9 protein-coding genes are annotated in these 12,668 nt (G+C 67.4%); 2 read left to right on the top strand and 7 right to left on the bottom strand.

Translation table 11 applies throughout. From position 1 onward, the window contains the following. Positions 1-13: 13 nt before the first annotated feature. A complete protein-coding gene (locus AC6A67_RS15975; protein ID WP_498037549.1) occupies positions 14-1,327 on the bottom strand; it encodes an acyl-CoA dehydrogenase family protein in 1,314 nt (437 codons plus the stop codon). 746 nt (positions 1,328-2,073) lie between these two features. Here AC6A67_RS15975 and AC6A67_RS15980 point away from each other — a divergent pair. Continuing rightward, positions 2,074-2,394, top strand: a complete 321-nt coding sequence (locus AC6A67_RS15980) for a hypothetical protein (protein ID WP_498037550.1) — start codon at positions 2,074-2,076, stop codon at positions 2,392-2,394. Between the two features lie 380 nt (positions 2,395-2,774). Here AC6A67_RS15980 and cydX read toward each other — a convergent pair whose 3' ends face one another. The 6 genes from cydX to AC6A67_RS16010 all read right to left on the bottom strand — a co-directional run bounded on the left by cydX (position 2,775) and on the right by AC6A67_RS16010 (position 10,266). Next, positions 2,775-2,909, bottom strand: a complete 135-nt coding sequence (cydX, locus tag AC6A67_RS15985; protein ID WP_498037551.1) for a cytochrome bd-I oxidase subunit CydX — start codon at positions 2,907-2,909, stop codon at positions 2,775-2,777. Positions 2,910-2,921: 12 nt separating this feature from the next. After that, positions 2,922-4,082, bottom strand: coding sequence for a cytochrome d ubiquinol oxidase subunit II (gene cydB, locus AC6A67_RS15990; protein ID WP_498037552.1), 1,161 nt, complete (start codon positions 4,080-4,082; stop codon positions 2,922-2,924). Between the two features lie 3 nt (positions 4,083-4,085). Then, positions 4,086-5,663, bottom strand: coding sequence for a cytochrome ubiquinol oxidase subunit I (locus tag AC6A67_RS15995; protein WP_498037553.1), 1,578 nt, complete (start codon positions 5,661-5,663; stop codon positions 4,086-4,088). Between the two features lie 232 nt (positions 5,664-5,895). Continuing rightward, positions 5,896-7,713, bottom strand: a complete 1,818-nt coding sequence (gene cydC, locus AC6A67_RS16000) for a thiol reductant ABC exporter subunit CydC (RefSeq protein ID WP_498037554.1) — start codon at positions 7,711-7,713, stop codon at positions 5,896-5,898. Then, positions 7,710-9,644: a thiol reductant ABC exporter subunit CydD gene (gene cydD / locus AC6A67_RS16005; protein ID WP_498037555.1), complete on the bottom strand. Its 1,935-nt coding sequence runs from the start codon at positions 9,642-9,644 to the stop codon at positions 7,710-7,712. Before cydD ends, cydC begins: the two co-directional genes overlap by 4 nt. A gap of 49 nt (positions 9,645-9,693) precedes the next feature. Beyond that, positions 9,694-10,266, bottom strand: a complete 573-nt coding sequence (locus tag AC6A67_RS16010) for a GbsR/MarR family transcriptional regulator (protein ID WP_498037577.1) — start codon at positions 10,264-10,266, stop codon at positions 9,694-9,696. A gap of 391 nt (positions 10,267-10,657) precedes the next feature. Between AC6A67_RS16010 and pgm the strand changes: the two genes are divergently transcribed. Then, positions 10,658-12,319, top strand: a complete 1,662-nt coding sequence (pgm, locus tag AC6A67_RS16015; RefSeq protein WP_498037556.1) for a phosphoglucomutase (alpha-D-glucose-1,6-bisphosphate-dependent) — start codon at positions 10,658-10,660, stop codon at positions 12,317-12,319. The last annotated feature ends 349 nt before the right edge of the window (positions 12,320-12,668 follow it).

Here is a 12,668-nt window from a genome sequence, read left to right on the forward strand (position 1 = left end):
AGGAGGGCTCGTCTTATTCGGTCCAGCCTGCCGGGCGCGGCCACAGGCCGGCGTTGGCGAACTCCTGGGCCTCGTCGCGGGTGAAGCCGAGGCCGCGACCGCCGGTGACGTCCGGATCGGTGTTGCGGTGACGCTTCAGCTCGAGACGGGCGATCTGGTTGCGATGCACCTCATCCGGGCCGTCGGCCAAACGCAGGGCGCGGGCCAGCGAGTAGCACACGGTCAGATAATGATCGTTGTTGGTGCCGCCGCCGCCGAACACCTGGATGGCCCAGTCGACGATCTTGCAAGCCATGTTCGGCGCCGCCACCTTGATCATGGCGATTTCCTGCTTGGCTTCCTTGTTGCCGACCGTGTCCATCATGTGGGCGGCCTTCAGCGTCAGAAGACGGCACTGCTCGATCATGATGCGCGCCTCGGCGATGCGCTCCAGCGTCACGGTCTGCTCGGACACCGGCTTGCCGAAGGCGACGCGGGCGTCGGCGCGGCGGCACATGCGCTCAAGGATACGCTCGCTCATGCCGATCAGGCGCATGCAGTGGTGGATGCGGCCTGGACCAAGGCGACCCTGGGCGATCTCGAAGCCGCGGCCTTCGCCGAGCAGCATGTTGGAGGCCGGCACGCGGACGTTGTCGAACCACACTTCCGAGGCGCGATCCGGCACGCCGTAGAAGCCGAACACCGGCAGCGGTCGGATGACCTTCACGCCAGGGGTGTTGCGCGGCACGAGGATCTGCGACTGGATGGAATGCGGGCTGGCGCCTTCCTCGAAATTGCTGCGACCCATGACGATGAAGATCTTGCAGCGCGGGTCGGTGCCGCCGGTGGTGTACCATTTGCGGCCGTTCAGCACGTATTCGTCGCCGTCGCGACGGATCTCGAGCTGGACATTGGTGGCGTCAGACGAGGCGACGTCGGCTTCGGTCATGCAGAAGGCCGAGCGGATCTCGCCGGCCAGCAGGGGCTCCAGCCACTGCTTCTGCTGCTCCGGCGTGGCGTAGCGCACCAGCACTTCCATGTTGCCGGTGTCGGGCGCGTTACAGTTGAACACTTCCGGGGCCATGATCGAGCGGCCCATGATCTCGCACAGCGTGGCGTACTGGCTGTTGTTGAGGCCGGCGCCGCGCGGATCGTCGGGCAGGAACAGGTTCCACAGGCCTTCAGCCTTGGCGATCTTCTTCAGCTCTTCGACAACCGGAATCACATTCCACGGGCCGAGCTTCTCGCCTTCGGCGTAATAGCGCTGCTCATTTGGGTAGATGTGCTTGGCCATGAAGGCCTTCAGGCGCGCCTGCAGTTCAGCGAGCTGGGTATCGGAAACGGCCACTTTGCATTCCTCCTCGCGGGCGCGGTTGCGAACAGCCGTGACGGCCCTGCGCCAGACCTGCGCCCTGTCAAAACCTTGACGCGCTCGCCGCACCCCCACGGGCACGGCGGCGCCGCAAGCTTCCAGGCAGTCGTAGCGCAATATTGTCCTACAATATAGTCGGGCGATATGTCGCGACCCGGGCCGTTCGCCAGTGGGCCCGGCTCCCTGCGGCCGTCCAGGCGCGCCCGCCTGTCCGCCGGTCTGTCTGGCCTTCTGTCGGCACATGGCGCGGCACCGCGGCGGCGAACATGACGATCACGTAAACGTCATGGCGTGCAGGCGCCGGGGCAAACCCAGGTCCGCCTCGGGTCCCGACGACAATCGAGCGAGGCTCCGGCGCAGCGGCGGCTGGTTACTGAAAAGTAAACAGGCGGCGTCGCCCCCTGGCGTCAGGCATTCCCAAAAGGTAACGCCGCCGCTCCATGCAGCACTGCCAGCGTGTGTGGGCACAATTTGCGCAACATCGCCGTTTGCGAAATTGCGGCGACAATCGGTCAATCTCAGTGATGTTGCAGGGCGTGGGTTTTATGTTTGAGTTCATTGGCGGTGGCCATAAGTCACCTGTGACAATTGTTTGGCCAGCCTCCAGTCAAGCTGACGCCACACCTCAAAACTATTTGGGGTTGCTGACTGGACAGCGCGTTGACAATTGGCGCTGAATATTGTTTTGGCAGATGAGTGAATTTGTACGAACGGGGATGTGCATGTCGTCAATTCGTTGGACCCTCGTCGCCGCCGCTGGCGTCGTCGCCACCATGCTGGCCGGTTGCCAGAGCGCCCAGGAGTCGGCGGTCACCGCTGAAATGACCTGCCGCCAGACCGGTCTGCGTCCGGGCACCGCCACCTACGACCGTTGCGTGGCCGCCGCCTATGACCAGAGCCGTCGCCAGTCCGACCAGGCCGCCACCGCTGTCGCCGTTGGCGCGGCTGCTGGCGTCGTCGGCGGCGCCATTCTCGGCGCCAACACCGGCCCGCGCTACGGCTACTACGGCTACCGTCGCTGCAACGCCTGGGGCTGCTGGTAAGCACTCCGGCGCGTCAGCGCCACGGCGACAGCCACCCAGAAGCGACAGCCGCCACGCTGCGGCAGCTTCTGCAGATGCAAAGGGTCCGGATGTTCCGGGCCCTTTTTTCGTGGCCGCTGGCCGTGCGACCGATTCTGGCGCCGCCCCCAACGCCGCTCCAACGCCCCTCCCGCGCCTCTCCCACGCCCCTCAACGCCGTCATGCCCGTGCTTGTCACGGGCATCCACGTCTTGCGCCGGCGCAACAGTCCCGCCACGCACAGCGTCAGCCCCGCCCGCTGCCCCCGCTCCCGACCCAACCTAAGCCAGCAGTCTAACGAAAAAGGCGACCCCAAAGGGCCGCCTTCTGCTTGATCGTCATGTCCGCGTCGACAGCGCGCCTCAGGCCTTGCGCGGCGCGCCTTCGGCGGCGGCTTTGGCCTTGGCCTGATCGTCCATCAGCTCGTACCACATGGCGTTGAGCACGGCGACGGCGGCGGCCAGCGGCAGGCCAAGCATCCAGGAAAAATACCACATGTCGGGCGCTCCTCAGTAAGCGTGGCTGTCGTCTGACACGACGTCCTTCTCCTCCACCTTGCCCCAGAGGACGCGGTAAACGAAGGCCGTGTAGGCGATGATGATCGGCAGGAAGATGACCGTCGACGCCAGCATGATGAACAGCGTCAGATGGCTGGAGGACGAATCCCACACGGTCAGCGACACGTTCGGATCGGCCGACGACGGCAGGATGAACGGGAACATCGACACGCCCACCGTCGAGATAATGCCGAAGATGGCGATCTTGCTGAACAGCAGCGCCGACAGCTCGCCCCGGAAGCGCAGGGCGATAAAGGTCAGCAGCGAGCCGATGACGCCCAGCGCCGGAGCGATCATCGTCCATGGCGAGACGCGGTAATTGTCGAACCAGGCCCCGGCGGCCAGCGCCACCGTCTTGGCGTGCGGGTTGGACTGGCCGTCGCGCACGATCTCGCTGGTGAAGCGGAAGCCGGGGATATTGCCGTAGTACAGCCACAGGCCGCCGGCGATGAACAGAACCAGCGTCAACAGCGCCGTCACCGAGCCGATGGCGCGGGCGCGATCATGGACCGGGCCATCGCCGGTCTTCAGCTCCAGCCAGGCTGCGCCGTGGGTCAGCAGCATGCACACCGACAGAAGGCCGCACAGCAGGGCGAAGGGGTTGAGCAGCCCGAAGAAGGTGCCGTCGTAGAAGATGCGCATGGTGTCGTCGAGACGGAATGGAACGCCCTGCAGCACATTGCCCACGGCGACGCCGAAGATCAGCGCCGGCACGAAACCGCCGATGAACAGCGCCCAGTCCCAGCTCTTGCGCCACAGCGGATCGTCGATCTTCGAACGGTATTTGAAGCCGACCGGGCGCAGGATCAACGCCATCAGAATGGCGAACATCGCCAGATAGAAGCCTGAGAACGACACCGCGTAGAGCTGTGGCCACGCCGCGAAGATCGCGCCGCCGCCGAGGATCAGCCAGACCTGGTTACCTTCCCACACCGGTCCGATGGTGTTGATGGCGATGCGGCGCTCCACATCGGTCTTGCCGACGAAGGGGGTCAGCGCCCCGACGCCAAGGTCGAAGCCGTCGGTCACGGCGAAGCCGATGAGCAGCACGCCCAGCAGCACCCACCAGATCAGGCGCAAATGTTCGTATGAGATAAGCTCGTGCAGGATCATGACTTACTCCGCAGGCGCGAGGGCAGCGGGAACAAGGGCGGCTTCCGGCTTGTGGTCGTCTTCCGGTCCCTTGCGGATGGCGCGGAGCATCAGCTTCACCTCAATGATGAGCAGCACCGTATACAGCGCCACAAAGCCGATGATGGTCATCAGCACCGTCGAGGCGCCGAGGCTGGACACGGCGAGAGCCGTCGGCAGCACGCCTTCGATCACCCATGGCTGGCGACCCAGCTCAGCCACCATCCAGCCGCACTCGATGGCGACCCATGGCAGCGGGATGGCCAGCACGGCGGCCCACAGCAGCCAGCGCTGGCTGTCGAGGGTGCGCCGCGCCGACTTGTAGAAGAACACCGCCGTCAGGCCGATGAAGATGAAGCCGCAGCCAACCATGATGCGGAACATCCAGAAGATCGGCGCCACCATCGGCACGGTGTCATTGGCGGCCTTGATGATCTGCTCCGGCGTCGCCTGGCGCGGGTCATCGACGTAGCGCTTCAGCAGCAGGGCGTAGCCAAGCTCGCGGCCGTTCTCTTCAAAGCTCTTGCGCAGATCGTCGGGGATGCTGGAGCCGCGCGGCAAAGCGCGGATCTTCTGCAGCGCGTCATAGGCGACGATGCCCTTCTTGATCCAGCCCTGGGCGCGCTCGGTGAGCTCGTTGATGCCCATGATCGGCGTATCGAGCGAGCGGGTGCCGATCAGGCCCATCACCCACGGGATATGCACGGCGAAGTGCGTCTCACGCTGCGCCTGGTCGGGGAAGCCGATGAGGGTAAAGGAGGCGGGGGCCGGCTCGGTCTCCCACATGGCCTCAATGGCGGCCAGCTTCATCTTCTGATGTTCGGTGGTGAGATAGCCGCTCTCGTCGCCGAGTACGACCACCGACAGCGACGCTGCAAGGCCAAAGGAGGCGGCCACCGCCATTGAGCGCTTGGCCAGCTCCTGGTGGCGGCCCTTGAGCAGGTACCACGCCGAGATGCCGAGCACGAAAATGGCGCCGCAGACATAGCCCGCCGACACGGTGTGCACGAACTTGGCCTGGGCCACCGGGTTCATGATCACGTCATAGAAGCTGGAGACTTCCATGCGCATGGTCTCGGGGTTGAACACCGAGCCGACCGGGTTCTGCATCCAGCCATTGGCGATCAGGATCCACAGCGCCGAGAAATTCGTGCCGATGGCCATGAGCCAGGTGACGATCATGTGGCCGAGGCGGGACATGCGGTCCCAGCCGAAGAAGAACAGGCCGACGAAGGTCGCCTCGAGGAAGAAGGCCATCAGGCCTTCAATCGCCAGCGGCGCGCCAAAGATGTCGCCGACGTAATGGCTGTAATAGCTCCAGTTCATGCCGAACTGGAACTCCATCACGATGCCGGTCGACACGCCGAGGGCAAAGTTGATGCCGAACAGCACGCCCCAGAACTTGGTCATCTGCCGCCAGATGGAGCGGCCGGTCATCACATAGACCGTCTCCATAATGGCGACCAGGATCGACAGTCCGAGCGTCAGCGGCACGAACAGAAAATGGTAGAGCGCGGTGAGCGCGAATTGGAGTCGCGATAGCGCGACGATGTCCAGTTCCATCTTACCTGTCAGGCCCGCAGGCCCGATCCCCTGGTTTATCCGCCCCCCGCGGCGGAAATTTTTGCCCGTGACCGCTGGCCCCGACGCCGGCGTCATGCCGGGTAACGGGACCCCCAGAAGCGCCGGCGCCTTTCAGCGCCAGTCGCTGCACTCCCTGGCGCGTCGCATTAAGCGACAGCGCCTCTCCGGGTTGCAGGCCCCGGGATCATGCTCCCCCCGACCGGAGGAGAATTCAGTCTGGCCGCAGCCCGTCGAGCAGCATGGCGAACGCCGGTTCGCCGCGCCGGGCCGAAAAGCCAATGCGCCCCTTGTCCATCACCAGCAGCCGGTCGGCGATCTCGGCCTCGCGACGCAGATGGGTCGCCACCACTATGGCCCGTCCTTTGGCGAGGTCATTGATACAGGTCATCACGGCGCGACCTGTCGCAGCGTCAAGCGCCTCGGTCGGCTCGTCCAGCAACCACAGCGGCGCGTCGCGCAACAGCAGGCGGGCGAGCGCCAGGCGGCGGCCCTGGCCGCCGGATAATCCCGCCCCGCCTTCGCCCAGCGGCGCGTCGAGGCCGCCCGGCGAGCGGCGGACCAGATCGCCAAGGCTCACCGCCTCCAGCGCCGCCATCAGTTCGGCGTCGTCGGCCAAAGGCGCCGCGAGGCGCAGATTGTCGCGCAGGCTGTCATGAAACAGCTCGGTGCGCTGGGTTAGCAGGCTGGCCGGGGCCAAGGCCACCGCGCCTTGCGTCGCCGCAAGCTCACCGGCAAGCAGGGCCAGCAAAGTCGACTTGCCAGCGCCGCTGGCGCCGATCAGCGCCACCCGTTCATGCGGGCCGAGGTCGAGGCTGATGTCGTGCAGGGTTGGGCGGGCCGCGCCTGGGTGACGCAGGCTGACGTCGCGCAGCGCGACGGCCTGGCCTGTAACAGACGCCGGCGCCGGCGCAGCATCGCTATCCGCCGCATGTGGCTGGGCCACCCCAGGGGCTGCGTGCGCTGCGGGCGCGGCGTCGCTGAGGCGTGGCGCCAGCCGGCCCAGAGCCAATAGCGTGCGGCCCAGCTCCATGGCGCCGCGCCGCAGGGCGGCGAAGGGCTCCAGCGCCGCCAGCGCCACCAGCACCGCCATGGCGGCGACGGGCGCGCCAATCACGCCCTGGTCGGCCAGCAGCGCCACCACCGCGAGGCTGGCGGCGAGCAGCGCCGCCGTGGCCACGCCAAAGCTCGCCGTCACCCCCGCCTCGATGCGATTGATGGCGTTGTCGGCGCGGGCGAGACGGCGGTCGGCGGCGGCGATGGCCGTTGCGGCGGCTTCGAGTTGGCCGCTCATCACCAGATCGGTCTGGCCGGCGGAAAGGTCGACCACCCGCTGGCGCAGGGTTTCGAGGCCGCTGGCCCGCCGCCGCGACGGCGTCAGCGCCCGTCGCGCCGCCACAACCGGCGCGCCGAGCCCAATGACCAGCAGCCACAGGCCGGCGGCAAGGCCGAACCACAGATTGATCAGCCCCAGCGTCAGCATCACCAGTAGCGCCGCGCCGGTGGCCGCCGCCGCCGGCACCAGAATGCGCAGATACAGCGAATCGAGCGCATCAATATCGGCGGTCAGGCGGAACAGCAGCCGCGCCGGACGCAGCAGCAATTGCCGCGCCGCCCCAGGCCGCGCCCAGCCCCGGAAGGCCCGCTCACGCAACTCAGCCAGCACGGCGAAGGTGGCGTCATGGGTGGTGAGGCGCTCGCCGTAACGGGTGGCGGTGCGCGACAGGGCGAGGAAGCGGATGCTGGCGGAAGGCGCGAAGACGTCGAAGGCCAGAGCGGTGGCGACCGACAGGCCAGCGATGGCGGTGGCCGAAATGAACCAGCCGGACAGGCCCAGCAAGGCGATGCCAGCGATCACCGTGAAGGTGGCGAGCAGGGCGCCGATCACCAGGCCGCGCCGCTGGCTGCGCCAGAACAGCCGCAGCACGGCCAGCAGGCTGTCGACCAGCGTCAGCCTGCGGTCGGCCGCGCCAGCCTTCCGCCCGGCTGTGGCGGCGCCGTGCTGCGGGGCGTCTGAAACGCTCGCGGTCATGGGCGCGCCTCCGGTTCAGCGGTGGGCTCAAGGCGGATCACCCGGTCCATGCAGGCGGCCAGCTCCGGGTCATGGGTGGCGACGATCAGCGTGCGGGCGCTGGCCAGATCGAGCAGGCCGCTGGTGATGGCCTGCGCTGTGATACGGTCGAGATGGGCGGTTGGTTCATCGGCCAGCACCAGTTGCGCCTCGCCATGGAAGGCGGCGCGCGCCAGCGCCATGCGCAGCGCCTCGCCGCCGGACATGCCGACGCCGTTCTCGCCGATGACCGCGCCGTTGCGCGCCGCATGCAGCGTGTCGAGACTGGCCCAGGCGATCGCCTCCTGCGCCTTGCGCAGCGCCTCCGCGCCAGCGCCCCGGCCCATGGTCACATTGGCGGCGATTGAGCCGGCGAACACATGCGGCTTCTGGCCGATCCACGCCATCCTTTGGCGCAGCTCCGCCGCATTGGCGTCGGTGAGCGCGACGCCGCCGATGCGGATGACGCCCGACGTCGGGCGGGCGAGACCGGCGATCAGCGCCAGCAGGGTGGTCTTGCCGCAGCCGCTGGGGCCGAGCAGCGCCACTTTCTCGCCGGGGGCGATCTCAAGGCGCAGCTGGCCGTCCAGCGCCGGCGCGCTTGCGCCCGGATAGGCATAGAGCGGCGCCTCGATGCTGACGGCGAGCGGGCCAGAAGCGGCGAGACCGTTGTCGGCTGCGCTGGCGGCGGCGTCGCTGGGGCTTGCGCCGGGCAGGCTGGCGTCCGCGCCGGCCTGCGCCAGGCGATCGAGGCCCGCTATGGCGGCTTCACCCGCCGCCTTGTCGTGCCAGACGGCGGAGAGCTCGCGCAAGGGCTCGAAGAAGGCTGGCGATAGCAGCAGAATGAACAGGCCCTGGGCGAGGGTCAGCCGGTCGCCCCAGGCACCATAGGGGATTTCGCCCAGGAGGTGAAAGCCGATGTAGACGGCGACCAGAGCGACGCCGAGCGCCGAAAACAGCTCCAGCACCGCCGAGGAGAGAAAAGCGATGCGCAGCACGGCCATGGTCTTGCGCCGCACCGTTTCGGCATTGGCGCGCAGGCGCACGGCGGTGGCGTCGACGGCGCCGAGGCTGCGGATGGTGGCGAGGCCGCGCAGCCGGTCGAGGAGGAAGGCGTTCATGGCGCCCATCTCCACCAGCTGCTCCTCGCTCGCCGCCTGGGCGCGCCAGCCGATCAGCGCCATAAACAGCGGAATCAGCGGAGCTGCGATCAGCAGGATCAGCGCGGCGATCCATGACAGCGGCGCGACGCAGATCAGGATGGCGACGGGCAGCAGCGCCGCCTTGAAGCGGGCCGGCATGAAGCGCGACAGATAGGTCTGTACCGCCTCGGCCTGTTCGCCGAGGATCGCCGCAGCTTCCCCCGAGGATGGACGGCGGATGTCGAGCGGCGACAGGCGGGCGAGGGCGGCGGTGGCGCTGGCCCGGCGGACGCTCAGCGCGGCGCGGGCGCCGGCGAAGGCGCGGCGCACGCCGAGCGCATCGAGCCCGGCGCGCAATACGCCAAGCACCAGCACGCCGGCGGCGGCGCCAAGGGCCTGATGCAGCGGCGCGCCCGCAGCGACGCCGCCGATGGCCCAGGCGATCAGCGCCACCTGCGGCAGCCAGATCAAGGCGGCGAGAGACTGGATGAGGGCGGCGCCGCGCGCCGCCTTGCGCTCAGCAGTAGCGTTGATGGCGGCGGCGGACAGGCTGGCCGCCGCTACCTCGCCGTTGCTTGTGGTCTGGGGGGGCGTGACGCCGAAGTCGGCGCTCCCGGCGTCGCTGGCCTGCGCCTCGCTGTCGCCGCTGGCGACAGGCTGGGATGGCGTATGCGCTGTCGCCGCCGCAGCTTCGCCCGTCAGGCGCTTCGCCGCAGTATCGACGCCAGCCGTCGCGTTGACCGTATTCCCTGGCGCTGGCCGCGCAATCATTCCGCCCCCGTCACCGACGTCTGCATGCCACAGGCTGCTACGCATGGCGTCAGTCCTTCGCGGACGGGCGTCGTTTCCGCCCCAGGGAAACGATGCGGTCGGTTGTTTCAAGCAGTCTGGTGACGCGCGATCCCAGCGTCAACAAGCTGGCCAGCCGCTCCTGGTCGAGCTGTTTGACGTCGTCGTACCAATTGGTCAGGCGCTCGATCATGTGGTGCATCTCGGCCATGCGCTGCTGGGCGTGGCGCTCGACCTCGCTGGCCGGCTGCTCCATGAGGATTTCGCGCAGCACCGACAGGGTCGGGTCGACCTCACGTTTCTTGCGCTCTTCCGCCAGCGTGCGCAGGATCACCCAGATGTCGTCCGGCGTGGTGAAGAAATCGCGCCGGTCGCCAGGCAAATGTTTGAGCAACACCAGATTCCACGCCTGCAATTCGCGCAGGCCCATGGACACATTGGAGCGCGATATGCCGAGCGCCGTCACGATTTCATCTGCGCACAGCGGCTCGGGCGACACGTAAAGCAGCGCGTAGATCTGGCCGACAGTGCGGTTAATCCCCCAGCGGCTCCCCATCTCACCAAAGTGGAGCACGAAGGACTGGACCAGCGGCGGCAGGTTCATGGACATGCGGATCAATCTGTAATTTCAGAAATTACTGAAATTACCATACATACTGTCACCACCGATTCAAAGTCGGGCGCAGGTGGAAAACTGGCGCAGTTGGTCGCAGGCTTGTGATCAGCCGGCGCGGCGATGGCTGATGGCCGCTGCGTCAGTGCGCCTGTTTGGTCCGGTTACGCACATCTGCGGGCCACCGTCGCCTTGTCGTCGCCCCGATTGGGCCATTGCATTGCGGGCGACGCCGTGTATCCGCTTTTCAGATCACAACCCGATGAGATTGGCTCATCTGGTTGTGGTCAGGCTCGAGCGGCGCTTGAGCCTTACAGGTCGCGGATGCGAGAGCGTCGTCGCAGCCTGGTATCAGACAGGTCGGACAATTCCGGGAGCATCCATGTCGAACGCCATCAGCCCGCTGGCGGGCCAGCAGGTCGAGCCGTCGCAGCTCATCAACGTCCCGCGCCTCATCACCGATTATTTCGCGTTGAAGCCGGATGTGGAGGTGGCGGCGCAGCGGGTGGCCTTCGGCACCTCCGGCCATCGTGGTTCGGCCTTCGACGCCGCTTTCAACGAGGCGCACATCCTCGCCATTTCCCAGGCCATCTGCGAGCACCGCAAGGCGGCGGGCGTCGATGGCCCGCTGTTCATCGGCAAGGACACCCACGCCCTGTCCGAACCGGCCTTCGTCAGCGCCATCGAGGTGTTCGCCGGCAATGGCGTGGATGTGCGCGTCGACGCCGCGCTGGAATGGACGCCGACGCCGGTGATCTCCCACGCCATCCTGGGCTGGAACCGCGGCCGCAGCACGGGCCTCGCCGATGGCGTGGTCATCACGCCCTCACACAACCCGCCCGAGGATGGCGGCTTCAAATATAACCCGCCGCATGGCGGCCCCGCCGGGGCCGACATCACCGATGTGGTGCAGAAGCGCGCCAATGACATTATCCGGGGCGGCCTCGCCGAGGTGAAGCGCCTGCCTTACGCCCGCGCCATGGCCAGCGGCCATGTGCAACGTCACGACTACATCACGCCTTATGTGGCTGATCTCGGGGCCATCATCGACCTCGACATCGTGCGCGCAGCCGGGGTGCGCATCGGCGTTGACCCGCTGGGGGGCGCCGCCGTGCGCTATTGGGCGCCGATCTTCGAGCGTTATGGCCTTGCCGGCGAGGTCACCAATGACGCGGTTGACCCCACCTTCCGCTTCATGAGCGTCGACCATGACGGCAAGGTGCGCATGGATTGCTCCTCGCCTTACGCCATGGCGCGGCTGATCCAGCTGCGCGACCGCTTCGACGTGGCCTTCGCCAATGACACCGACGCTGATCGCCATGGCATCGTCGCCCCCTCGGTCGGCCTGCTCAATCCCAACCATTATCTGACGGTGGCCATCTCTTACCTTTACGGCGCCCGGCCGCAGTGGGGCGCCGATGTCGGCATTGGCAAGACGGTGGTGTCGAGCAGCGCCATTGATCGTGTCGCGGCGCGCCTCGGCCGCCGCCTCGTCGAGACGCCGGTCGGCTTCAAATGGTTTGTCGACGGGCTGATCGGCGGCACGCTGGGCTTTGTCGGCGAAGAGAGCGCCGGCGCCTCTTTCCTGCGCCGCGATGGCGGCGTCTGGGCCACCGACAAGGACGGCGTCATCGCCGGCCTGCTAGCCGCCGAGATGACGGCGCGCACCGGCAAGGACCCAGGGGAGCTGTATCGCGACCTCACCGACCAGATCGGCGCGCCGGTCTACGCCCGCATCGACGCACCGGCCAATGCGGCGCAGAAATCCGTGCTCAAGGCCATTCGCCCGGAGGATATCACCCAGACCACGCTCGGCGGCGAGGCGATCACGGCGCGGCTGTCGCACGCCCCCGGCAATCATGAGGCGATCGGCGGCGTCAAGGTGACGACCGAAAACGGCTGGTTCGCCGCCCGGCCATCCGGCACCGAAGACGTCTACAAGATTTACGCCGAGAGCTTCCTCGGCGACGAACATCTGCGCCGCATCCAGCAAGAGGCGCAGGAGATCGTCTCGGCCTGCTTCAAGGCTGGCGGGGCGGCGTGACGGGCGCCATGCGGCGGCGCTGACAGGCGTGTCTTGCGGTCCGCGCCACGCCTCACCGCGCCACGCCTCACCGCGCCACACCACCCCGCGCCACACGGACCCGCGCCAAACGGCGCCGCCCCACCGCCGTCATGCCCGTGCTCGTCACGGGCATCCACGTCTTCGCCCGCGCCCGGCGCTGTCGTGGCGCGTGGGTCGAAGCGAGGAAAGACGTAGATGGTCGGGTCAAGCCCGACCATGACGCGGAGAGGGGCAGGGCGCGGTCATGCGGGGCGTTGTGGTGCAGTGGCGCATTTTGGCTGCACGCCAAGCCACGCCATGCGGCCCCAAACCACGCCACGCGGCCAAG

The organism is Camelimonas sp. FR25 (genome assembly GCF_059740505.1).